This is a genomic window from Vibrio ouci (genome assembly GCF_004551525.1).
GTDB classification, from domain to species: Bacteria; Pseudomonadota; Gammaproteobacteria; order Enterobacterales; family Vibrionaceae; genus Vibrio; species Vibrio ouci.
The window spans coordinates 14584-37438 of the sequence record NZ_SATR01000019.1 but is presented as its reverse complement, the minus strand read 5'-3'; the positions used below and the strand labels follow the sequence as shown (position 1 = coordinate 37438).

General features: G+C 44.3%; 20 protein-coding genes and 1 pseudogene. 10 read left to right on the top strand and 11 right to left on the bottom strand.

Annotated elements, in window-relative coordinates; translation table 11 throughout:
* Nucleotides 1-2: 2 nt before the first annotated feature.
* The 8 genes from ELS82_RS13370 to ELS82_RS13335 all read right to left on the bottom strand — a co-directional run bounded on the left by ELS82_RS13370 (nucleotide 3) and on the right by ELS82_RS13335 (nucleotide 10612).
* Nucleotides 3-1304 carry an outer membrane beta-barrel protein gene (locus ELS82_RS13370; RefSeq protein WP_134835908.1) on the bottom strand — a complete coding sequence of 434 codons (1302 nt, stop codon included), beginning with the start codon at nucleotides 1302-1304 and terminating at the stop codon, nucleotides 3-5.
* Complete coding sequence (locus ELS82_RS13365) at nucleotides 1288-2703, bottom strand: undecaprenyl-phosphate glucose phosphotransferase (RefSeq protein ID WP_134835907.1); 1416 nt, start codon at nucleotides 2701-2703, stop codon at nucleotides 1288-1290. The genes ELS82_RS13370 and ELS82_RS13365 overlap by 17 nt, the downstream gene beginning before the upstream one ends.
* Nucleotides 2704-2928: 225 nt before the next feature.
* Nucleotides 2929-3378: a dCMP deaminase family protein gene (locus ELS82_RS13360; protein WP_004411362.1), complete on the bottom strand. Its 450-nt coding sequence runs from the start codon at nucleotides 3376-3378 to the stop codon at nucleotides 2929-2931.
* 886 nt (nucleotides 3379-4264) lie between these two features.
* Nucleotides 4265-5542, bottom strand: a complete 1278-nt coding sequence (locus ELS82_RS13355; protein ID WP_134835906.1) for a cytosine deaminase — start codon at nucleotides 5540-5542, stop codon at nucleotides 4265-4267.
* Nucleotides 5543-5551: 9 nt separating this feature from the next.
* Nucleotides 5552-6790, bottom strand: coding sequence for a cytosine permease (gene codB, locus ELS82_RS13350; protein ID WP_134835905.1), 1239 nt, complete (start codon nucleotides 6788-6790; stop codon nucleotides 5552-5554).
* A 786-nt stretch (nucleotides 6791-7576) separates the two neighbouring features.
* On the bottom strand, nucleotides 7577-8923 hold the full coding sequence (locus ELS82_RS13345) for a magnesium transporter (RefSeq protein WP_134835904.1): 1347 nt from the start codon (nucleotides 8921-8923) through the stop codon (nucleotides 7577-7579).
* A gap of 118 nt (nucleotides 8924-9041) precedes the next feature.
* The gene (locus ELS82_RS13340) at nucleotides 9042-10265 is read right to left on the bottom strand and encodes an HlyD family secretion protein (protein ID WP_134835903.1); all 1224 of its coding nucleotides are present in this window, start codon (nucleotides 10263-10265) and stop codon (nucleotides 9042-9044) included.
* Nucleotides 10265-10612: an MFS transporter gene (locus ELS82_RS13335; protein WP_134835902.1), complete on the bottom strand. Its 348-nt coding sequence runs from the start codon at nucleotides 10610-10612 to the stop codon at nucleotides 10265-10267. Before ELS82_RS13335 ends, ELS82_RS13340 begins: the two co-directional genes overlap by 1 nt.
* A 126-nt stretch (nucleotides 10613-10738) precedes the next feature.
* On the opposite strand from ELS82_RS13335, the gene ELS82_RS13330 reads away from it, so the two are divergent.
* Nucleotides 10739-11731 (top strand): AraC family transcriptional regulator, encoded by a 993-nt coding sequence (locus tag ELS82_RS13330; RefSeq protein ID WP_134835954.1) that lies wholly within the window; start codon nucleotides 10739-10741, stop codon nucleotides 11729-11731.
* Nucleotides 11732-11749: 18 nt separating this feature from the next.
* Here the strand turns inward: ELS82_RS13330 and ELS82_RS13325 are convergent, their stop codons facing one another.
* Nucleotides 11750-12409: a pyridoxamine 5'-phosphate oxidase family protein gene (locus ELS82_RS13325; protein ID WP_134835901.1), complete on the bottom strand. Its 660-nt coding sequence runs from the start codon at nucleotides 12407-12409 to the stop codon at nucleotides 11750-11752.
* 161 nt (nucleotides 12410-12570) lie between these two features.
* Here ELS82_RS13325 and ELS82_RS13320 point away from each other — a divergent pair.
* A pseudogene (locus ELS82_RS13320) lies at nucleotides 12571-13212 on the top strand (aminotransferase-like domain-containing protein); the annotation flags it as partial.
* Nucleotides 13213-13253: 41 nt separating this feature from the next.
* The gene (locus ELS82_RS13315) at nucleotides 13254-14012 is read left to right on the top strand and encodes a class II glutamine amidotransferase (RefSeq protein WP_134835900.1); all 759 of its coding nucleotides are present in this window, start codon (nucleotides 13254-13256) and stop codon (nucleotides 14010-14012) included.
* Here the strand turns inward: ELS82_RS13315 and yjeH are convergent.
* Nucleotides 13998-15257, bottom strand: a complete 1260-nt coding sequence (yjeH, locus tag ELS82_RS13310; RefSeq protein ID WP_134835899.1) for an L-methionine/branched-chain amino acid transporter — start codon at nucleotides 15255-15257, stop codon at nucleotides 13998-14000. The genes ELS82_RS13315 and yjeH overlap by 15 nt on opposite strands.
* 214 nt (nucleotides 15258-15471) lie before the next feature.
* Between yjeH and ELS82_RS13305 the strand changes: the two genes are divergently transcribed.
* The 6 genes from ELS82_RS13305 to yddG all read left to right on the top strand — a co-directional run bounded on the left by ELS82_RS13305 (nucleotide 15472) and on the right by yddG (nucleotide 19995).
* Entirely contained in the window at nucleotides 15472-15924 is a 453-nt protein-coding gene (locus ELS82_RS13305; protein WP_134835898.1) for an Lrp/AsnC family transcriptional regulator, read from the top strand.
* Nucleotides 15914-16834, top strand: a complete 921-nt coding sequence (locus ELS82_RS13300) for a LysR family transcriptional regulator (protein WP_134835897.1) — start codon at nucleotides 15914-15916, stop codon at nucleotides 16832-16834. The genes ELS82_RS13305 and ELS82_RS13300 overlap by 11 nt, the downstream gene beginning before the upstream one ends.
* Before the next feature lie 116 nt (nucleotides 16835-16950).
* Entirely contained in the window at nucleotides 16951-17565 is a 615-nt protein-coding gene (locus tag ELS82_RS13295) for a LysE family translocator (protein WP_134835896.1), read from the top strand.
* A gap of 38 nt (nucleotides 17566-17603) precedes the next feature.
* Nucleotides 17604-18599: a Gfo/Idh/MocA family protein gene (locus ELS82_RS13290; protein WP_134835895.1), complete on the top strand. Its 996-nt coding sequence runs from the start codon at nucleotides 17604-17606 to the stop codon at nucleotides 18597-18599.
* A 13-nt stretch (nucleotides 18600-18612) separates the two neighbouring features.
* On the top strand, nucleotides 18613-19008 hold the full coding sequence (locus ELS82_RS13285; RefSeq protein WP_134835894.1) for an OsmC family protein: 396 nt from the start codon (nucleotides 18613-18615) through the stop codon (nucleotides 19006-19008).
* Nucleotides 19009-19071: 63 nt separating this feature from the next.
* Nucleotides 19072-19995, top strand: a complete 924-nt coding sequence (yddG, locus tag ELS82_RS13280; protein WP_134835893.1) for an aromatic amino acid DMT transporter YddG — start codon at nucleotides 19072-19074, stop codon at nucleotides 19993-19995.
* On the opposite strand, the gene ELS82_RS13275 is transcribed toward yddG, so the two are convergent.
* Nucleotides 19976-20359 carry a L,D-transpeptidase family protein gene (locus ELS82_RS13275; RefSeq protein WP_244230788.1) on the bottom strand — a complete coding sequence of 128 codons (384 nt, stop codon included), beginning with the start codon at nucleotides 20357-20359 and terminating at the stop codon, nucleotides 19976-19978. The genes yddG and ELS82_RS13275 overlap by 20 nt on opposite strands.
* Nucleotides 20360-20711: 352 nt before the next feature.
* Here ELS82_RS13275 and ELS82_RS13270 point away from each other — a divergent pair, with 352 nt between their 5' ends.
* Nucleotides 20712-22832 carry a sensor domain-containing diguanylate cyclase gene (locus ELS82_RS13270; protein ID WP_134835891.1) on the top strand — a complete coding sequence of 707 codons (2121 nt, stop codon included), beginning with the start codon at nucleotides 20712-20714 and terminating at the stop codon, nucleotides 22830-22832.
* Nucleotides 22833-22855: the final 23 nt, after the last annotated feature.

Sequence of the window (22855 nt, the reverse complement as noted above, 5' to 3'; positions counted from 1 at the left end):
GATTAAATTTGCACCTTAAGCATCAAATCAAAGCGGCTTTTGTTGTAGCCGAGTTGTCGAATCTCGGGAATATCGGCGTTTTCGCCAATATAAAATGTCGTTGTTTCGTGGTTTGAAGTCTTACTAGTATATTGGTAATTAAACTCCAAGCGTACTGACGGCCGAAAATCGTAGCCCAACGTGAATGAAGCTATGTTTGAGCTATCTTCTCGGTCACTATCTTGTGACTTATAGTCTTCAAATTCTTGACCAACATCGAATTTGGTATTCAAACGGTCAACAAACCATTTGTGGTTCCATGAAAGTCCATACTTGGTTTTCAAAATATACCCACCAACTTCGGTTGGGTCTTCTACCCTACGTGAGCCGTATAGCTGAAATTCGGAATGCTTCACAGGTTTCCAATTCAGCGCTGCCTGCCAGTTAAAGCCGTCAAAAGCTTGTGCTTGTGGGTTATTCTTTAAGTCTTTGTGTAGCCAAGCAATATCACCTTCTACGCTGGTTTTACCTGAGCGCTTAGATTTAATACCAAACACCAAGTAATGCTCGTCAGAATCACGAATAGGTGAAGACGCATAGTGCCGATAGTTATTGATCGAGCTGTAGCGAAAACGTGTGTCTTTAGAGTACTGATCGAAGAGTTCTATGGTGACAGTTTTCTCTTGCCATTGTTGATCTTCAATATAGGCATAAAAGTCGGCACTGGTTTGCTCTACTGTATCGGTATCTGTAAAGGAGAGATCCTTAACCTGTAGTGCAAGGTTAAAGTGACCTCGCCCTTCCGGTCGGCCGTAGATGTAACGGAGTTCGCTATTTAATAATTCACTGCTTAAAGGTTGGTTAATACCGTACTGGCGAAATTGCTCGTTAGTAAAACCTTCCGTGAGACCCGTGCCTCTATCTTCGTGCCCCCACGTCTGCTCGATAAACCAGTTGAGTTCGTGTTTGTCACCAAAACGCCATTTAGGCAAGAATAAAAAATAGTGGTCACTATAGTCGCCTACCGTACTAGTTTGGTCTTGATACTGTAAGTATTTACCTGAGTAGACTAACAAGTAGCGGTCTTCACCACGTTCACCAACGGCCTGCAAATAGGGTTCGAGCATAACGTAATCAGACTCGACCGAGTCATTCGATTGAGTCTGATAAGTGACGTTGGAGTCTCGGCCATATTTCATACCGAGCTGAGACTGAAAGTCGATTCCAGCGATACCTATATGAGGTTTTGGGGTCAAGTTCGCCTGAGAATAGCTAGCAAACATCAACCCTAAACCACCAACAAGCAGCTTAGTATGCTGTTTCACTTACAAAGCCTTTAAAGACCGTCATAAATATAATTTTTAAATCCCAAGTTAATGACCAGTGTTGTAAGTAGGCGATATCATATTCGACACGCTTTTCCATTTTATCGATGGTGTCGGTTTCGCCTCGATAACCGTTGATTTGTGCCCAGCCGGTGATTCCTGGTTTAATTTTATGTCGAATCATGTAGTTATCAACGATAACGCGATACTCTTCATTATGAGCGACAGCATGTGGTCTTGGGCCAACGATCGACATCGAACCCTGTAGAACGTTAAAAAACTGCGGTAGTTCATCCAGTGATGTACGACGAATAAAAGCACCAAACTTGGTGACACGTGGGTCCGACTTGGTGGCTTGTTTTACTTCATCGTCATTTTCCATCACGCTCATCGAGCGGAACTTCCATACTTTGATTTTCTTACCACCGAGGCCGTAACGATCTTGCTTGAATAGCACAGGGCCGGGTGAACTCAGTTTTACCCCGGCCGCAATGACAAGCAGGATAGGGGAGATCAAAATGGTAATGATCCCACCAATGATAATATCTTCTATGCGCTTAACTAACGCGCCAAATCCGTCAAAAGGTGTTCCAAATACAGATAATGCTTGCATGTGGCCAACAGACTGAAAACGAGAAGAAGACAAATTGTAACTATGTAAATCTGGCACGACAAATGTATCGACAGTGGTATTAGATAACTTAGCTAAGTATTTAGTTATCTTATCTTTCTCGACCATTGGTAGCGTAATGTAGACTTCATCAACTTCATTTTTCTTAGCTTTTTCTAGTAGCTGATCAAATTTGCCTTTGTAGCTAGATTTAGTGATATAACCAAATTCATCTTCATTTTTTTCGGCATAAAGCTCCAACTCTAGATATTGTCGTTGGTGAAGGCTGAGTATTTGTTGCTCTATCGCTATAGCTGTTGGCGTATAGCCAAAGATAGCGACTGTTTTTACTTTTTTGTATCGACGGTAAACGGCACGAGAAACAGTTAAGATTAAAATGCGGACCGCAATAATCGATGTAATAGCAAAAGCAAACAGATAGTAGTACCAACCTTTACTTAGGTGGTTAATGGACGCGCCTTCATGAGACCCGTAAAAATACTTGATGAGTTCAACAGTTAAAAAGGTAAAAAATGCAGCGACTAGGATTCTGGCGATAGATGAACCGATGCGCTTTCTTACATTTACCGAGTATACGTTACAGTACTCAGAGAATAATAAAAAACAGGTTGCGATAATGAAAGTGACGGCAAAGTCAATTGCTGTCTCTTGACCATAAGCGACATCTATTACTGCTTGGATTGAATAGTTAATTATCAAAAAATCCAATACTTTTAACAGTGGCGCGTAGCCATCTTCAGCAAATTTTACAACTCGCTTACCATCCATTTACCAATCTCCATGTTTGATGCTGAATAGTCATTAATCACCTTACATAATTTCTCATTTCCTTACATTATGCATGGTGAAATTGTTAGTTTTGTTAAGATGTCGTCAGATGCCCTACAGTACGTAAGACGATTCTGACAGATCGGGTAGAAAATTTGGTTTCTGCTGGTAACTCAAACTAAGGGGATGCCATCCCCTTATTTAATCAAGAGAACTGAACAGTCTTTATGAGTCAGATAAGTCTTCTAGCGGCAGCCAGTTCACTTTCACTCCAGCTTGTAAAAACATTTCTTGGCTTACTTTGATTTTGTCACCCCAGCGGGATAAGAAATCAGGCGTTTGTTCTGGGCAATGCACCGCTGAAATACCTGTTTGAATGATTTTTGCTGCGCAATTTGGACAAGGGAAGTGTGTTACCCAAATTTCGCATCCATCAAGATCACGCTTAGCAAAAAGTATTGCGTTCTCTTCAGCGTGCAACGTCTTTAAATACTTCATTTCACGGTCATCGGTCATCGCACTGTCTGAAATACCGTGAGGGTAACCATTAAAACCGACAGAAACGATACGGTTTTGTTTTGTAATGACAGCACCAACCTGAGTGGAAGGGTCTTTACTCCAAGACCCAACTAATTCTGCCATTTGGTAAAAGCGTTGTGCCCACTTTGAAATCATTCAGCTTTCCTCTAGGAAATGTCGCCTAGCTCTAGTCAGAACTAAGCCAAATAAGTTGTGTGATAGAGATCTCCTAATAATACCCTAATTTAACGCGAGATAGACCAGTAAAAGCGTATAAAGATACGGATTAAATGGGTTACTCAGAAATGAGTGATGGTTGTCACAGGGCATATTCACTGCCAAATGACGACTATTGAGCCTTCGGCTACGAGTTTTGTGCGAGATCTCTCACAGGCTCGTGAGCTAACGTAGTCATATTAGTTAGGATATGACTTTTGTATATTTGTAAGCTTTTGATTTAATTGGTTATGTGTGATTTTTGAACTGCTCTAGGAAAGGAGATTAGCGATATTTACCATTGTGAAAAACCACCGATCGCATAATCTTAAGTTGTCAGCAGGGAGCAGACACGGAACAGGAAAGACCCAGGGATAGGTCATCTTCAGGACGAAGATTCGATTATTCAGGATGAATGGTCGGCATGGAAAGCGAAGGACATTGGCTGGACGCTAGTAACTAGGATGGTTACACAAGGAAAGACAATGGACACTTAACGGACTAAGGCAATTTCTATCAGGATGATAGAGTCAGGGACACCGCTTAAGGATTAAGTGATGAGAGTTAGCGAGGATTGCTAACGGGCTGGATTGCCAAGGACACCGCTAGGATGGCGATGATAAGGAAAGTGCTGAAGGATTCAGCGTACTATCAAGGAATAGATGCAGGGAGCACCTATTAGTAGCCGGATTGCTGCGAGTAAGAATAGAACCCCACTAGGCGAGAGCTTAGTGGGGTTTTTCTTTTGCCCTGAGATAACTCACCAAGTTATTGGGAATAAAAAATGGGAGGCTAGAGCCTCCCATTTTTGATTAACGTTGCGTGTTTAGCGCTTAAACGTTACTTCTTCTTGCTCACCAAGGTGAATCTGCGTGGTTGCTGGTTGTGTTTCAGCAATCACTTTACCGTTGCGAACAGAGTAGCGCACTGGCACTTGGCGGCGAACGGCATCAAAGCCATTTTCTGCCGGTAGGATAAGTAAGCTACCTAGCTTACCTTCTTCAATACCATGCTTATCTTGAATATTCAGCGTACGAGCTGAGTTATCGCTAATTAGATCTAGGCCATTGTTGATTTGGTCATAACCCATTACTTGGCTAACATGTAGTCCCATGTGTAGTACTTGCAGCATGTTAGCTGTGCCGAGTGGGTACCATGGGTCGAACACATCATCGTGACCAAAACAAACATTGATACCGGCGTTAAGCATCTCTTTAACGCGCGTCATACCACGACGTTTCGGGTAGTCGTCAAAGCGGCCTTGCAGATGGATGTTAACCAGCGGGTTAGCAACAAAGCTAATACCGGACATCTTTAACAGACGGAACAGACGCGACGCGTAAGCACCGTTGTAAGAGCCCATTGCTGTAGTGTGGCTAGCCGTTACCTTATGACCCATTTCGTATTTATGTGCCAATGCAGCCAGCGTCTCAACGAAGCGAGATTGCTCGTCGTCGATTTCGTCACAGTGAACATCGATTAGGCGATCGTACTTACGCGCCAGTTCGAATACATAGTGCAGAGATTCCACGCCGTATTCACGAGTGAACTCAAAGTGAGGGATTGCGCCGATAACATCCGCGCCAAGCTTCACTGCTTCTTCCAGCAACTCTTTACCGTTCGGGTAAGAAAGGATGCCTTCTTGAGGAAACGCGACGATCTGGATATCGACCCACTCTTTCATCTCTTCGCGCACTTCGATCATTGCTTTAAGTGCGACCAGTGTTGGATCAGAAACGTCAACGTGAGTACGAACGTGCTGAATACCATTGGCGATTTGCCATTTCAGAGTTTGCTTTGCGCGAGTCTTTACATCTTCAATCGAGAGTAACTCTTTACGCTCAGCCCAACGCTCAATACCTTCAAATAACGTACCTGAGATGTTCCAGTTTGGTTCGCCTGCTGTTTGAGTTGTATCTAAGTGAATATGAGGCTCGCAGAAAGGCGCAACCGCAAGGCCGCCCTCTGCATCTAGAATGTTACCTTGGTAAGCAACATCCGCATCGTTATCGAGAATTTGCTTAAATTGACCGTCTTCAATCAAGATTTGTTTTAATCCTTCTTGATTGCGAAGTGTCGCGTTTTTGATCAATAGCGTTGTCATGGTGCTTCCTTACGCAGCTTGTGTTTTCAGCGCGCGTTTGTTTAGTAGTGAATTAAGTACAACATAGCTTAGTGCACCGCCTAGAACAGCGTTTAGTGGTACAACACCTGGAATGAATTTACCTGCCGCAACACCTATAGCTACCGCTAGGATGCCTGCCCAGTTAATGGTCTGGAATTCAGCTTTGTCAAAGTTCTGGTAGCGTTTACGGTTAATTAGGAAGTCAGCAATGATTACGCCGCCAATTGGTGGAATTGCTGTCGAAAGGAAGGTTAACCAACCAACGAAGTTATTGTACAACCACAGAGCGAAGATTGTGCCTACGATACCGTTGACGATAGACATTACTGTGCTTGAACGCCCAGTGATGTTTGAGAAACCAAGGCCCGAAGCGTAAAGCGCGTTTTCATTGGTCGTCCAAATGTTTAAGCCAAGCACGATGATAGCAGGGAGTAGAAGACCTTGCGCAATCATTACGTCAGAAATATCCGCTTGACCAGTTGCTGCCGCGCCTGCCGCGCCGAAAATGAACATCAGTGAGTTACCGATAAAGAAGGCAACCATTGTGACTAATACTGCACTTGCTGGTTTCTTACCAAAACGGACGAAGTCAGCAGTGAGTGTACCGGCACTAACGAACGAACCTACCACCATTGCCAGTGCAACTGAAAAGTCCATTGGCGTTTCTGGTTGAATCAATTGAAGTTGCTCTAAGCCACCAATGCTATCTACTGCCATTGAAACTGAGTAGCTACCTAAGATTGCAATCGCTGGTACAGCAATCGCCGATAGAATCATTAGCGCTTTGATACCGAAGTAAACCGTTGCAGTCATTAGCAGGCCAGAAACAATAATAAGTGTGTTGGTATCAATGCCTGTCGCTTTCTGGACTGGGATTGCGAACATCGCTACGCCAACACCAAACCAGCCAACTTGAGTCCCGCCTAATAAAGCAGAAGGAAGCCAAGAGCCTTTAGTACCAAAAGAGAATCGAGCGAGAAGGTGAGTAGAGAGACCAGTAGAAGCGCCAATGTAACCGAGGAAAGAGGTGTAGATACCGAGGATGAGGTTACCAATAAGAACAGCGAGGAAGAAATCATTGAAAGAAAGACCAGTACCAAGGGAACCACCGGTCCACATACTTGCAGAGAAGAAAGTGAGTCCAAGCATTACCATGGTAAGTGAAGCGACTCCTTTCCTTGCCGTTGTCGGCACGGGTCCCAGACTGTAGTTATTGTCCGCAGCCATTTATAACCTCCGCAAATAGATTATCAATACAAATTGTGTGAGTTTCGGGTAAACGGCGCGTATTATGATGATATAAAAATCTGTGTCAATGATAATTTTATTGCCAGTGCTTATTAATCTTGCCTTTTCTGATGTAACTCACTGATAGTATTGGTTAATTATTTGAATGAAATCGTTTTTTTAATCTCATTTTAACCTTTGCTTTTGATTCTAAAGTGATTGTTTTATGAGGCTTGGTGTCTAGGTTTTCTTTATGTCTTATGAACTGTGTTCTATATAGTTTGTTGTCGATTTGTACAATGATATTACGACGATGCAAACGTTATCTTGATGTATTTATTAAAGTAAACAGCAGAGCCACTTTCCCGTGAATAAGAAAAGTTGCATTTATGGTATTTTGGCTCGTTTATCTAAGTGGAGTGCTTATTTTTGGTTGTTATATTTGCGTGTTATGGATGCAATATAACCAAATTTTGGCTTTTACGAATTTTACTACAAAAAGTAGGGCGTGGTGAGCAGGTAAAGAAAAGGCCAATCTCAATAAGGGAGATTGGCCGCTATACTTGTGAACAAAATTTGAGTTCACTAACAACGTCAGTTGGCTAGGTGACCCTCGGCTTAAGAAGGGTCATTTATATAACTGCAGTATATGTGCCAACTTTAATAGCACTGAATTGCTATGAAATTGGTTATATTTTGTACTTTTATGCTGATGCCTTTGCATATTGAAAATGCAAATTGCAAATGACCATGCATTTGCTAATGACATAATTGATATCAATTGCGTTACAACATGACCAAACTAGCCGTACCTAGGAAGGCAAAGAAGCCAACGACATCCGTTACTGTCGTCAATATAACTGAGCCCGCTAATGCAGGATCGAGTTTGAGCTTATCGAGTGCGATCGGGATCAGTACACCAAATAGCGCAGCGGTGATGATATTGACAATAATCGCCAACGCGATCGTTCCTCCCAGTACCACAGACTGAAACCATAAGCCTGCAAGACCACCGATAATGAGTGCCCAAAGTAGGCCGTTAATCGAGCCAATACCAATTTCATTTTTCAATAAGGCCCAGCGGTTACCTGAGGTGATTTGGTTTAATGCCATGGCACGAATCATCAGTGTCAGAGTCTGGCTACCCGCGATACCACCCATGGAGGCAACAATCGGCATCAGTACAGCTAACGCGACGACTTGGGCAATGACGTCTTCAAATAATCCGATGGTGACCGAGGCCAGAATCGCTGTCATTAAGTTGATTCCAAGCCACACACCACGCTTTTGCGAGCTTTTGATCACCGGCGCAAAAAGGTCATCGCCTTCGTCCATACCGGTACCCGCCATTAAGCGCGTCTCGTAAATTTCACGTTGAGTGCTTAGGGCAAATTGCCAATCGACTTCACCAATCAATAATTGCTCGTCGTCGGTGACAGGCATGGTGGAAAGCGAGGAGTGCTCAAGAGCCTCGATACTTTCCGCCAGAGTTAGCGTTGCGTTCAGCGTAACCACATTGTCTATAGCAAGGTGACGCAGTCGTTCTGCTGGTTCGGCTCTTAATAGATCGATATAGCTGACGACACCACGGAACTGCTTGCGTTTGTTAATTAGATATATCTGTTGCGGGGCGTCATAACTGTAACGCTCCATCAACCCTTTGGCTTTTTCTACAGAGATATTAAAAGGCAGCGTCACCACCTTTCTTTCAGCCCAGCGGCCTAATTCATCATCTTGATATTCGTTGGCTTGATCGTAGAGCTCTAACTCATCTTTCTCGATCAGCTGTAGCGCTTCGTTGATGATCTCTTCAGGTAGAGAGTCGGCCCACTCTATCAGTGATAGGTTATCAAGCTTGGCTAGGGTGAGCTTTAATTCAATCTCAGACAGCTCATCAATGATTGAGCGGCGTACTTCAGCACGCGCTTCAGTCAGTACATCAATGTGAAGTTCTAATGGCAGTCCACGCCACAATTGTACACGCTCATCGATTGGGAATGCTTCTAGGATTAAGGCGATCGAGCCCGCTTCCAACCCTTCCTCGATGAGTTGGTTGAGGATGTTGCTCTGCTGTTCTGGCTCAGCTTGGGCGATGGTTTCAATTTGGAAAGATAAGTCTTGAAATTCGCTCATTAAGAAGGCTCCGTATTGTTACGGTTTAAATCTAGATGAGCGATATAGTATCAGAAAGGGGAGGTTGGAGAAGGTTAAAAATAGGCAAAAAGCCCAGTAAAACTGGGCTGTTAGCTAATTAGATTGAGTAGAAGTAGTACAACTGCGACTTCATTCTAATAATTATCCCTCTGATTACGTCTAAGAAGGCCATAAAGCTGATTGGTTTATCACCACTTACCCATGCTAAACCAACCGACCCGACAGGAATGTCGTATCCTTCGGTCTCTTCAATCTTAAGGCGAACAAAGTGATGTTTGTTTTGTAGGTTTTGGCCAGTCGTTGCTCTTACCGATGGATCCAAGCCTAGCAAGTTTCCTTGAGCTTCCCCTGTCGCCTCAACAATCCCCTCTACGTGCGCTGAAAAGACTTTGCCTGGATACACGGATGATGCAAACTCTGCCACGTGGCCTGGTTTTACATTACGAATCGCTTGATGGTTTACGCGCATCAGCACATATTTTTCATCGGTGTACATCTGCAAGCGCGGCATCATAGAAACGCGTTGGCCTTCACGTAAAATAAAGTTAGTCACAAAGCCGTCAGTAGGGGCATATACTTTAGTGCTATCGAGATCCCACTGAGCTTTCGCCCGTTGCTCTTGACTCTTCTTCCAATCCGCTCGCTTACTCTTCACACTTAGTTTCGCTTTGCTAATGTTTAGCTCTGCTTTATCGGCTTCAACAACTTTGGTGCTCAGCTCTGATTTGATCGTTGATACATTGTGCTTCGCTTTTTCGACGGTTGTTTGCTGCTTATCGATGTCACTAGCGGTTATGGTATTTTTAACCACTCGGTTTTGCTCTTGATAGCGTTTTAACATTTTGACTTGTAAGTCATAGTCCGCTTTTGCCGTCGCTAGACGACTCTTGGTCGTTTCCACATCAAGCAGCATCGACTGGTGCTCGGCTTTCGCGATTTCAATGTCTTCTTGTGCGACATCGTATGCAACTTGCGCAGCTTCCTGCGTGACTTGAGCTTGATTGAACGCAATTTGATATTGAGTTGGATCGATCTCATAGATCAGCTGGCCTTTGGTCACTTCTTGGTTCGGCTCAATGTAGATCTTGTCTACTTTACCGGTGACATTGGGTGAGTCTGGACGCAGCTGAATATGCGGAGACTGAACCACAGAGCCGCCGGATAGATCCATTGGCGTATAGTTGAGCAGTCCGACCCAAACAAACATCAACCAAGAGACACCACCTAAATAGGCAAAGGATTTAGTGGCTTTGTTCCACGGCATTCCGACCATTCGAAGGAGATAGATGAAAAGCGCCCATACGGCTAAGCCTTCTAACATTATGCGTCCTCCTGAATCGTCACTTGGTCGTTATTTGTTGGCTGGCTACTTTTGGGGGCATGACGCCATGTATCGCGAAGATTGATGATCGCTTTTTCCATATCGACAAAGGCCAGAATGACGGCTACCACCCATACCCAATGCCAGATAAAACCTATCCACGTCAACGCGGTGATTAGCCCTATTTGATGATGATTTTTACTGTGGGCCTTATTGATCGGCAATTCATGGAATTTCCAGAAACCATAGACAGCAGCAGCTACGGTGGCGACAAGGACGACGGTAGCGACAGCGTGCAAAACTGTATCGGCAGTTGTCCCAACGAAAGGGACACTTAATAAGCTCATTCAGCTCTCCAGATTAATTAGACCCGCAGATTGTGATCTAGATTTGAAAAGTTGATTTTTATGTGACAGATTGAGTCATATGAGATTTAAAATTGACTTGATCTGTAAATGAATAAAGTTAGATTCATGCGGGCTATTGGTATTTACAAAATCCACCAAAGCGTTCGTAATCAGTACCAGTTGCCCGATGATGCGCTTGGCATTCCGGAAGCGGTGTTTAACAACCCGATGACCTTAGTCCCTGTTTCTGAAGTCAATAACTGGTATCGAAAGCTTGAGCAGCAGACGAGAAATCCAGACATCATTCTTGATTCTATGATCGATCAAGATGTCGCCAGTATCGGTGCTATTAGCCATTGGCTGCTTTCTGGACACGATTTCGCGTCAACCATACGACGACTAAATTACGGTTTGAACAGCTTGCAAAACGGTGCTTTCTTATCGGCGGCCATCAGCGGCCCCATCATTAAGTGGACCTATAGAAACCCTCGTTTTAGTGCCGAGTGCAAAGTACATGACAGTGTCCGTATTGCGATAACCTTAGTCAAAGTCATGCGACTTTACTTGGGTAAGGATTTTGCGCCACTGCGAATACGATTATCCGGTTCGCGCAAAAATGTCGAAAAGTATCGAGCCTTTTTTGGTTGTGATATCGACTGGAGCCATTCATGCACCGAAATTTGGTTTCACTCAGAGCTAAGGCTTGCGACCAAGCAGCAGGGAAGTATTAAAAAAGGGCGCTTAGCGATGAACTTTTCCGATTTGGATGAGCTGCTGAACATGCCGGATCCGGAAGATGAAGTAAAAGTGATTTACGAAGTACTAAACTACAGCCGTTACTTTGGTTTGCCTACTCTAGAACATGTGAGTGATTTATTGGGCATGTCTACCCAGCAATTACAACGCGCTCTACGTAAATTGGGTATGAACTTTTCCACCGTCTGCGGTTACGTGATGAGTAATATTGCAGTGTCGATGTTTATGTCTGGGGTCAATATCGATGAGGTCGCGCGTCGATTGGGTTACCAAAATACCGCAAGTTTTAATCGTATGTTTAAGAAGAATCGAGGTATGACGCCCACCCAATATATACAGCATTTTAGTTTGGATGAGCGTTAACAAGAGTACACAGAGCTGTTAGCTGCGGTGATGCCAGCGTTGGGGGTAGGCATTGCTATAGTCAGGCGTTGATGAGTGAATCGAATCCTCCTCTGCAACTAACGGCCCAACAACGGTGCGATAAGGTAGATACCCTGCAAAAACCGGCTGCTGCATATCGCTCAAATCATCTTTGACCTTGCCGTTACTGACTTTTACTGAGGCCTCAGTTAAGGGGATTTCGAGTAGCATGGTGGCATCGAGCTCTTTTTGATTGCTTAGACGGACTTCATCGGTTCTTCCCGGTGCGATTTGTTCGATAAAGTGATTAAGCAGGCGGTCTTTTTCACCGCTGTCCTCAATCGCCGTAAAATGGCCAAGTACCACGGCACTACGATAGTGCGCGCTATGATGAAAAGCGCTTCTCGCCAATACCCAACCGTCAAACAGGGTGAAGGTAAGGCAAGTACTGACTCCTTTTTTTAAATTCCTCATTAAACGACTGTTATTCGCGCCATGGATATACACCTTGTCCGCTACACGCCATGCCAACATCGGGATGACAAAGGGTTGTTCGTTGTCTCCGATGGCAATATGCGCGACCAGTGACTCATCAATAATGTCGTAAAGTGTTTGAGTTTCAGTGACCGCCTTATGTGCGCCTTTTCTAATTTCTGTCCTTTGAGTAGTAGATAGCATATAGAGTCCCTCTTAACCGTTTGATTTATCGCTAAGGTACTCTTAAATTGGTTCTTTATTTAGGGCCAGTTTTAGATAATGGATGGATCCACTTATGGCGTTGATTGATATTGGTGATTTACAACTGGGTCGTGACAGTCGCACTAAGCAAGATGCGCTGTTTGCGGCTAATCGAATGGGCTAAAACGCGCGGTGGCTGGATTATTGAAGATGACTATGACAGTGAGTTTCAATTTGCTCATCGCCCTTATCCAAGTTTACAGGGACTGGCGGCAAAAACGGGGCACGACCAACATGTCATTTATGTCGGCTCATTGAGTAAGGTGATGTTCAACGGTTTGCGAATGGGTTATTTGGTTCTACCTCAATCTATGGTGACTGAAGCTTTGACGCTTAAGGATGCGTTAAGTGGTGATTCTCCTACCCATACCCAAGCGGCGCTGGCGGATTTTATTGTCGAGGGCGATTTAGTTCGGCACATCCGAAAGATGCGTCGTTTATATAAACAAAAGCACCAGTTAATGGTAACCATGATTGAGCGTTATTTCTCGGATTCGGTAGAGGTAATAAGCCAAGCGGCAGGGCTGCACGTAACATTAAGGTGGTATGGGTATCTCTCAGAGCAGGAATGGGCGGAGCGAGCCAACGCTTGCGGTATTGTTATTCGCCCGTTTAATTACTACGAGCAGTTTGATGGAGTGGGGCAGCGCGATTGGTCTGGTGCGGTATTGGGGTTTGGTAATGTCCCTATGGATGAGATTGAACCTAAGATTCGTACACTTGCTGAAATGTTCAAATCGTGATGTTATTGACAAAGATGTAATTAGCTAAGGAAAGGAATCGTATGTGCCGATGGTTAGCCTACCAAGGAGAGTCCATTTATTTGGATAAGTTAGTTTATGAACCAGAGCACTCATTGGTGCACCAGAGTTTAGAAGCGCGTAAAGCGGTCACGCGAGTGAATGCTGATGGTTTTGGTCTTGGTTGGTACACTGAGCGAGATACTCCCGGTCAATTTCACGAAGTACTTCCGGCTTGGGGGGATGAAAACCTTCGCTCATTGACCCACCATATTCGCTCTCATCGTTTTATGGCCCATGTGCGTTCCTCTACAGGCACACAAGTCTCTCGCTCCAATTGCCACCCCTTTATAAGTGAAAACTGGATGTTCCTCCATAATGGTCAGATTGGCGGGTTTGAACAGGTTAAATTTGAGCTTGAGCGTCAATTATGTGAGTCGTTATTTCTGAAACGAATGGGGACTACAGACAGTGAATTGATCTTTTTACTGATGCTGCAAAATGGGTTAAAGGATAACCCAGTTGAAGCGATTAAAATGACCTTGTCTATGATTGAAAAGGTGATGGAGAGTAAGCAGATAGAGGATCCGTTAAAAGCCTCAATCTGCATCTCAGACGGGGAGCAGTTTTGGGTAGTTCGATATAGCTCTGATCAAGAAGCGCCAACGGTGTTTATCAAACAAGGTGGTGCAAATGTTGTGTTGGCTTCAGAGCCATTGGAAAAGAGTCCACAGTGGAAGCAGGTGAGCCAGCACAGCATCCTCGCTATCCACCTAGACAAGATAACGTCATACGTTATTTGATGCTTTCACTGCTCGCCACTTTTGCCAAGGCAGGTTTAGCAGCGCAAAGACACTTACTGCGTAGAGCATTGACCAGCCTAGGCAAATAAACACTGCGGTACACAGTACTAACGACACCACAGCTAAATGACGGCTAATCCCTGTCAGCAGTTTATAGGCGGCAAGCATGGCGAGAAGATAGATAAGCACAAAAATGCCATTGGCGAGCTTCAAAAAGAACTCGAGATCCAACCCTGACAGTTCACCAATAATACATGAGACAAGTACTACCGCGCCGACCGCTAACGTCGCATTGGCAGGTACACCGCGAATGGATAAACGGGCTAACGAGCTATTTGGGCTATATTCTCTCGCTTGAGCCCACAACATGCGTGATAGGCTTTGTGTGTATAGGTTTACGCTGGCAAAACAGGCAGCGAAACCGATGATACTGATAAGAGTCTTAAACTCTGCACCAAACAGTTGATTGGCGACCCAAGGGATAGAGCCACTGTCGAACATAGGTGTGCCGTAAGCTTGCATCTTAAGAATGATCACCGAGCATACCCAGTATGTGGCGCCAGCAACAAAGCAGCCAATAATGATGGCAATCGGAAAATCTCGTTGAGGGTTTTTAAACTCTTCACCCATATGGGCAAAGGCTTCGATGCCGACAAAGCACCAAAACATGACGCCGAGCGCTAGACCAATCGGCAAAATGCTTTCAGTGGTGAGCTCAGGCAATATCAAGTCGTTACTACTGAAATCTCCCTGCCACCAAAACGCCGCAATTAAAGCAAAAATGGCCAGTGCGATAACGGTTTGTAGTCGGCCTGACGATTTAGCGCCAGCTAAGTTAACCCCAATAAGCAGAGCAACCGTAAGGATTTGAGCAAAGATGGATGAGTTTAATCCACTAGGCAGTAGCTGTTGCAAAAAACCAGCGGCTAGTGCAATCGCAGCAGGAACGCCGACAGGGATGACACTTAAAAACAGCCAAGCGACACTTTTTTCTAACTTAGAGTTAAACGCTTTACGCACGAAATAGGCGGTGCCACCCGCACTTGGAAATCGCTTACCTAGCTGAGCAAAGGTTAAAGCGATAGGGCAAATAGCGACAAATAGTACTATCCATGCCCATAAAGAGAATTGCCCAGCAATACCCGCAGCGATGGCTGGAACCATGAATAACCCAGTTCCAAGTAAGGTGGTCGATAGCTGACCGATACCAGAGAGTAAGGTGATCTCTTTTTTTAATTGGCTCATCATGCTCTCCTTGCTGATAGTATTCGACAGATGAATGCGTCAAATTAGGTTAACGTATGCGGCTTAGTTGTGCATTAGTCATTTCGTCGCAGATTGCCGTCACATTGTCGGAAGCGGTTTATATTTCTGTCATTTTGTCAGCTTTCATCTGGGTAAGTTTTATGTCACATTGCCAAAACCAACGGAATAAGTTGGAGGGAAAGGAAGCACTTATATGGATAAATTCGACGCTCAAATCGTCTCAATATTAAAAAATAACGCTAGGGAAAGTGTCAGTGACATTGCGCGGCAGGTTAACTTATCGCGCTCTGCGGTTACCGCTCGGATTCAAAAGCTTGAGCAAGAGAATATTATCCTTGGTTATCATGCTGATATCGCGTTGGCTAATCCTAAAGATCTGATTAAAGCCTATTTGGCGCTGAAGTTTGATATGTCGAGATCGACTCATTACTGTGAAGCTTACGCAGAGATGATCTATCAGATCGACGGAGTCAAATGGTGTCATGCTATCAGTGGTGAGACTGACATGATGTTGTATGTGGAAGTTGAGACTATGACGCGTTTAAATGAGATTCGTGATGAATTGCAGCGAATTCCTGAACTACGCCATTTGATGACACATACTGTATTAACCGAATTCTTCAACACCATGCAAAATGTTAAGTAATCTAAATTTAAATCTCCTTCGCTCTCTTCACGCCTTGCTCGAAGAGTGCCACGTGAGCAATGCAGCGCATCGGCTTCATATCACACAGTCAGCGGTGAGTCGTCAATTGGCTCAACTGCGTGAAATTTGCGATGACCCCTTGTTAGTTAGAGATGGCAACCAACTCGTTCCTACGCCGCGAGCTTTGGCGATGCAAGACAAGCTTAGAAGCCTATTGGAAGAGTTTGATGCTCTATTGGCTGAGAAAGCATTTGATCCTCAAACATGGCAACAAGAATTTGTGCTGTCGTCGAGTGACTACGTTGCGCAGTACATTGTGCCTGATGTGGTTTCAATTGTGTCGGAGCACGCGCCTAAGGTGAACCTCGCTTATCGATTATGGCAACCAGACTTTCTTAATGAGTTTGAGCAATCAGGTATTCATTTAGCATCGACAATGTTGGATGAGCCACCTGAACAGTTGAGCAGTGTAAAAATAGGGCAGGATAAGTCGGTTTGCTTGATGAGAAAGGGCCACCCGCTACAGACTGAAACTCACTTAAGCTGTGACGATTTGGTTACTTTTCCTCACTTGAAGGTGACAGGAGGGGGCGATAAAGATTCTAAGGTTGATATCGCATTAAAAAAATTGGGATTTGAAAGGCGCATTGCACTCAAAATACCGTTCTTCTCTGCGGCGATTAATGCACTCAAAAATAGTGATTACCTCATGGTGGTTCCAGAGCATATTGCTCGTAATCTTTCACAAGAGGCGGGGCTTGAGTATTGTTCGTTGCCATTCGAGACGGAGCTTCATCACTATTGGTTGATGTGGCATCCAAAATATGACAACGACAAAGCACATCAATGGATACGTGAGAAAGTTCTCGATGTGATGCTGGTGTCTCCTTACTCTATTGGTATGAGTTAAAATCATGATGGCTATGATTAACTTTGATTTCAAATCATTCCAGGTCTCATTTAACGTTAGACCTATCCTCATTGCCCATTGGTGGGCTTTGTTATTCAAATTAAGGATCTAGCATTATGACGTTCACTGTTTGGTTATCTCTTCTTACCATTTCGATATTGGGGGCAATGTCTCCTGGACCTAGCTTGGCCATGGTAGCCAAGCATAGCTTAGCTGGCGGGCGCATCAATGGTTTAGCAACGGCATGGGCTCATGCCGTTGGTATTGGTATTTATGCCTTCATTACCTTGATCGGTCTAGCGGTTGTACTACAGCAATCTCCTTTGTTGTTTAAGGCGATCAGTTATGCTGGTGCGGCTTATCTTGTCTATCTAGGCTACAACGCGCTGCGCTCAAAAGGTGGTGTTGCTGAAAGGTTGGAATCTGGGCAGCAAACTAGCGTTTGGCAGTCAGCAAAAGAAGGCTTTTTGATCTCATTGCTGAGCCCTAAAATTGCGCTATTCTTTATCGCTCTATTTAGTCAGTTTGTGGCGGTGGGTGACAGCGTGACGGCTAAGAGTGTCATCGTTATGACTCCACTCATTGTTGATGGTCTGTGGTATACCTTGATTACGTTTTTACTTTCGAGCCCTCGACTGATTGATAAGATTCGTTCTAAAGCACAATTGATTGACAGATTGTCCGGCGCGGTACTTATTCTGCTGGCAATACGTGTTGTAATGACGGTGTAAATGTAGTTTTTAGTTTTCGGGCTGGTTAAGGAATAATAATGATAAAACTTGCTGTTATTGGTACTAATTGGATTACCGACCAGTTTATTGAAGCTTCGTTAAAAACGGGTGAGTATGAGCTGACGGCCATCTATTCTCGCTCACTAGAGAGCGCGGAGCAGTTTGGGCAAAAATACTCATCGCCCGCCTTATTCAATGACTTAACAACCTTGGCTGAATCACCCTTGGTTGATGTGGTTTACATTGCGAGTCCGAACAGTTTGCATGGCCCTCAGGCGATTCAAATGATGCAAGCGGGCAAACATGTCATTGTCGAAAAGCCAATGGCCGCAAGTTTTGCTTTGGCAACAGAGATGTTCGATGTTGCACAACAGAATAATGTCTTGTTGTTTGAGGCGTTTATGTCGCCTCATCTGCCTAATTTTAAATGCTTGAAAGAAGAGCTATCAGGGATAGGGAAAATTCGTAAAGCGCTGATCACTTACTGTCAGTATTCGTCTCGCTATCCGAAATACCTTGCGGGCGAAAACCCCAATACCTTCAATCCAGAGTTTGCTAATGGCTCGATTATGGATATTGGCTTTTACTGTTTAAGCTCTGCCATTGAACTATTTGGTGAGCCTAATACGGTGAAAGCACACGCTCAGTTACTGGATTCGGGCGTGGATGGCAGCGGAAGTGTCATTCTTGGCTATCAAGGCTTTGAAGTGGTGTTACAGCACTCGAAAATGAGTGACTCTTATTTGCCAAGTGAAATCCAAGGTGAAGAAGGGGCTTTGTTGGTCGAGATGATCTCTACCGCTAAAAAGCTGACCAAGTTTACTCGTGGGAGTGATATTGGGGTCGATCTCAGCGTTAAGCAAGATGCTAACCCTATGTATTACGAGGCGCTTGAGTTTGCTCATCAGTTTAATAACAAAATGAGTAATGAAAGTTGCACCCAACGTTCGTTGATTGTGGCAAAATTGCTAGAGGAAATTCGTCATCAGACTGGCGTTAAGTTTCCATCCGATAAGACATGCTCAAATAAGTAGAAGAGAGAAGCAGATGCAAGCAGAAGTAAAATGGATTGAAGATTTAAAGTTTGTCGGTAAAACTGATAAAAATCAAGAAATTACAATGGCGAGTGGCGACAGCACTTATTTCTCACCAATGGAAATGGTGCTGATGGCGGCAGGTGGCTGTAGTTCAGTGGACGTGGTTGATGGTCTAAAAGAAGCAGGTCAAGCTGTGACTGCTTGTAACGCGAAGCTAACCACAGAGCGCCGTGAAACTGCTCCACGTATATTTACTCAGGTTAACATTCACTTTGAAGTGTCTGGCGACAATTTAGACCCTGAGATCGTGGCAAAGGTGGCGGCAGATTCACTAGAGAAATACTGCTCAGTATGTCTGATGCTAGGTAAAGGTATTGAGATGACACATAGTTGGGAAATCATCTAATACGTCATAACCGTTAAGAGCCGAGCACTCTGCTCGGCTTTTTTGTTTTAAGTTTGGAATAACATGAACAATAGCCATAAATTTACCTTAGCGGGCGTGGCCGCCATTTTCCTGTGGAGCAGTGTCATGGGCCTTGCTCGCGCCGTGACTGAAATGCTTGGACCTATCGGAGGAGCGGCGGCTATCTATACTGTAGCGTCGATCTTCTTGGTGCTTGTAATGGGAGTACCTAAGGTACGTTCGTACTCACCTCGCTATGTGTTGCTCGGTGGTAGTTTGTTTGTTGCCTATGAGATATGTCTAGCGCTGGCTTTGGCAATGGCAAATACGCGTCAGCAAGCGATAGAAATGTTGGTGATTAATTACTTATGGCCTGCATTAACCGTTCTGTTGGCGGTCTTAACCAGTGGCAAGAAAACCAGTGTGTTGGTTTACCCAAGTATTGCGTTAGCGTTTTTTGGCGTAGCTTGGAGCATCACTGGCGAACAAGGGTTATCAGTGGCGCAAATTGCTGCCAACGTTGCAACCAACCCAGTGACTTATGCGATGGCTTTTACTGGCGCATTCTTATGGGCGATTTACTGCAATCTGACCAAACGTATCGCTAATGGACAAAATGCCATTACACTATTTTTTATCATGACGGCAATTACGCTATGGATCAAATATGCACTAAGCAGTGAAACGGGGATGAGCATAAACCTTGAGTCAGGGGGATTACTGTTGATTGCCGGTATCGCAATGGGCAGTGGTTACGCGTTGTGGAATTACGCCATCATCGGTGGAAACATGGTGCTATTGGCAACGTTGTCCTACTTTACCCCTGTACTGTCGACGATTATCTCATCGGTAATCTTAGGTCTAGTGTTGACGCAGAGCTTTATTCAAGGGGTGGTGATGGTTACTATCGGTTCATTAATGTGCTGGTGGGTAACTAGAGAAAAGGCCAGTGATAAGGCCAATCTGACTACCAACGAATCTCAATAGGTGTTCCAATCTTAACCAGTTTGAGCAACTCATCCATCTCTTGGTTAGTTATTGCAATACAGCCATCCGTCCAGTCGAAGCTTTGAATGTACTTAGCTGGACGGGTTTCACCATTCTTGAGCCCATGGATTTTGATGTTTCCACCCGGACTGACGTTAAGTTTATCTGCATAGGCGACGTCATTTGGGTTCGGGTAGCTGATATGAATTGAGCGGTAAAAATCCGAGCTATCCATAACGAAATCCAAATAATAGCGTCCTTCTGGGGTACGCTGATCACCTTCATAGACCTTATGGCCTTTCGGACGCTTACCGAGCGCGATTCTAAACTCTTTGATGACTTGATCGTTATCGATGAGATACATACGACGTTTCGATTTATCGACTTCGATCAAATCGACACTTGCCCATGTGGGCAGAGTGAAAAAGAGACTAAATAGGCATAACCAACGCGTCAAACTACATATCCTTTAAATCTTGGGGGCGGTATCGACTCAACTAATGAGTGATTCTTATCTTAGTTATTATAGCGATAGTTACTACGATGCAAAATATGGAAACAACATCAACAAAATGTAGCGAGTATCATATCTGCACATATTGCTTTTGGTGATTTGCGAGTCAGTTAACAAGCGATTGCAAATACATTTGATTGCATATTTCTAGCTGTTACTTTTTTAATCGAACTACAATAATAACTCGATTCAGGCTAGGGCTATGTTTCCAAGGGTACTACTAAAAGATATTCTCTCAGCTAGAAATCATCGCTTTCTGGCAAATGCGCTATTTCAGTATTTAGATGAACTTCTGGAACCACAGAATATTGGTATCTTTCTGGAACCTAAAAGTGGCTCAGAGCTAAACTTTTTGTTTAGTCACGGCAACCCTGCTTCACTACTAAACTACCCTAATACCTTCTGGACTTGGGTTTCCCAGTTCGATTCTTCAGATGGCCTTATCCCTTTGGTGCTTAACACCTGCCAGTGGCGCTATTCAGAAATCATGGCAGAAGACAGCTATGTATTTATGCTCGATAATCACCCCAAAAGACGCGCTTATTTAGTGATTGAAAATGCGTCTGCGGCAAAGATAAGCGAGTTAAACCAGTTCAACCAACTTGATGCGCTGCAAATTATCGCCTCTCGTTGGCAATGTGTTCGAGCTGAGACCGAAGCGGCGAAAGAGTTTAAACAGCGAGATATCAAAGAAGCCAAGTATCTTGATGTGATCAAGCAGCGTGAGCTGTTTATTGACAACATGAAACTTGTCCAAGAAGTCTCGGCAGAGATCTCTAATCCGAAAAATCTTGATGAATTGTATCGAATGGCGGTAGAGGTGATCCGTGAAAAGCTGGGCTTTGATCGCGCAGTATTCATGTTACTTGATATTAAAAAACGCTGCTTTAGCGGTACATACGGTACTGATGAGCAGGGTAATACCGTCAGTGAACATCATACCCAGTACGATCTTCACCAGTTGGAAGAAACCTATATTGATGCGCTGTTTGAAGGCAAAGCGAATCTTGTCGTCGTCGAAGAAGCGCCTCTGTATACGGCAGGAAGTGTTATCGGCCAAGGTTGGAATGGCATGCTTATTTTGCGTGATGGTGACGAGATCATCGGCTGGATAGCCATGGACAACTATATCCACCGCACGCCTATTACTTCATACCAACGCCAAATGCTTGAGTCGTTTGGCTCACTACTGTCACAGATCTATATTCGCAAGCGCCAAGAGCAAAACGTTCGCATGTTACACGCTAGCATGGTTGAGTTATCCCGTTGCATGACCATTAGTGAAGTGTGTAAATCCGCAGTGACCTTTGCGATCAATCGCTTGGGTATTGATCGTTTTGCCGTTTTTCTTACTGATGAATCATGTACCTATATGCAAGGCACTTGGGGAACCGACATTCAGGGTAATGTGGTCGATGAGTCCTACTACCGCTCTGAAACCATTGACCGCTCCATCGTTAATGCTGCGCGTGCTAATCCCAATGAGGTGGTGTTTGAAGAGTCAGTACCGATTTACCATGACTTCAATATTGTTGGCTTTGGTTGGACTGCCATGACCATGTTGGTCAGTAATAATGGTGAACCAATTGCATTTATCGCGGCCGACAACTTAATTAAACGTTCACCGTTGACTCACCAACTGCGTGAAGTGATCCGTATGTTTGCTTCGAACCTGACTGAAGTCCTGCTTAAAACGCGAGCGCAAGAAGCGATTCATGAGCTGAACAATAACCTTGAGAAAGAGGTTAAGACCCGAACTCGAGAGCTTCAAAGTGCCAATGAGCAACTTGAGACGATGTCAAAGCTCGATCCTCTGACACGTCTAGGTAACCGGAGAATGCTTGAGGCATTGTTAGAAGATATCTGTCGTAACACGAATTCCGGCTCTCAATGTTATGGGTTGATTATCGTCGACATTGACTACTTTGGCCTTTATAACAACCAATATGGTCATATGCAGGGCGACATTGCCTTGATGCGAGTTGGCAGCATATTACAGCAGCACACTAAGTCGGATAGTGAAGTCTTTTGCCGTATTGGTGGAGAAGAGTTTGCGCTGCTGATGACGACTCAGAACGCAGAAAAAGTGGCCCAGCTAGCCGAGAGTATTCGACGTAGCATTGAGCTTGAATTGATTCCTCATGAACAGAGTTCGGTGAAAGAGACGCTTACGGTGTCTGTGGGTTATTCGGTCATGGAGCTAAAGCAAAGTGAATTTAGCTTCGACAAACTGTATAGCGCCGCTGACCAAGCTCTTTATCAAGCGAAAAATAACGGACGAAATAGTGTTGTCGGCTCGACGCTAATGTTGGTTAACGCCTAATAAAAAAGCCTTGGGATGAAACA

Excerpts from the sequence above, each read along its gene's own strand:
- ELS82_RS13365 (WP_134835907.1), bottom strand. The coding sequence starts at position 2,703 with ATGGATGGTAAGCGAGTTGTAAAATTTGCTGAAGATGGCTACGCGCCA.
- ELS82_RS13360 (WP_004411362.1), bottom strand. The coding sequence starts at position 3,378 with ATGATTTCAAAGTGGGCACAACGCTTTTACCAAATGGCAGAATTAGTT.
- ELS82_RS13355 (WP_134835906.1), bottom strand. The coding sequence starts at position 5,542 with ATGACAACGCTATTGATCAAAAACGCGACACTTCGCAATCAAGAAGGA.
- codB (WP_134835905.1), bottom strand. The coding sequence starts at position 6,790 with ATGGCTGCGGACAATAACTACAGTCTGGGACCCGTGCCGACAACGGCA.
- ELS82_RS13345 (WP_134835904.1), bottom strand. The coding sequence starts at position 8,923 with ATGAGCGAATTTCAAGACTTATCTTTCCAAATTGAAACCATCGCCCAA.
- ELS82_RS13340 (WP_134835903.1), bottom strand. The coding sequence starts at position 10,265 with ATGTTAGAAGGCTTAGCCGTATGGGCGCTTTTCATCTATCTCCTTCGA.
- ELS82_RS13335 (WP_134835902.1), bottom strand. The coding sequence starts at position 10,612 with ATGAGCTTATTAAGTGTCCCTTTCGTTGGGACAACTGCCGATACAGTT.
- ELS82_RS13330 (WP_134835954.1), top strand. The coding sequence starts at position 10,739 with ATGCGGGCTATTGGTATTTACAAAATCCACCAAAGCGTTCGTAATCAG.
- ELS82_RS13325 (WP_134835901.1), bottom strand. The coding sequence starts at position 12,409 with ATGCTATCTACTACTCAAAGGACAGAAATTAGAAAAGGCGCACATAAG.
- ELS82_RS13315 (WP_134835900.1), top strand. The coding sequence starts at position 13,254 with ATGTGCCGATGGTTAGCCTACCAAGGAGAGTCCATTTATTTGGATAAG.
- yjeH (WP_134835899.1), bottom strand. The coding sequence starts at position 15,257 with ATGAGCCAATTAAAAAAAGAGATCACCTTACTCTCTGGTATCGGTCAG.
- ELS82_RS13305 (WP_134835898.1), top strand. The coding sequence starts at position 15,472 with ATGGATAAATTCGACGCTCAAATCGTCTCAATATTAAAAAATAACGCT.
- ELS82_RS13300 (WP_134835897.1), top strand. The coding sequence starts at position 15,914 with ATGTTAAGTAATCTAAATTTAAATCTCCTTCGCTCTCTTCACGCCTTG.
- ELS82_RS13295 (WP_134835896.1), top strand. The coding sequence starts at position 16,951 with ATGACGTTCACTGTTTGGTTATCTCTTCTTACCATTTCGATATTGGGG.
- ELS82_RS13290 (WP_134835895.1), top strand. The coding sequence starts at position 17,604 with ATGATAAAACTTGCTGTTATTGGTACTAATTGGATTACCGACCAGTTT.
- ELS82_RS13285 (WP_134835894.1), top strand. The coding sequence starts at position 18,613 with ATGCAAGCAGAAGTAAAATGGATTGAAGATTTAAAGTTTGTCGGTAAA.
- yddG (WP_134835893.1), top strand. The coding sequence starts at position 19,072 with ATGAACAATAGCCATAAATTTACCTTAGCGGGCGTGGCCGCCATTTTC.
- ELS82_RS13275 (WP_244230788.1), bottom strand. The coding sequence starts at position 20,359 with ATGTATCTCATCGATAACGATCAAGTCATCAAAGAGTTTAGAATCGCG.
- ELS82_RS13270 (WP_134835891.1), top strand. The coding sequence starts at position 20,712 with ATGTTTCCAAGGGTACTACTAAAAGATATTCTCTCAGCTAGAAATCAT.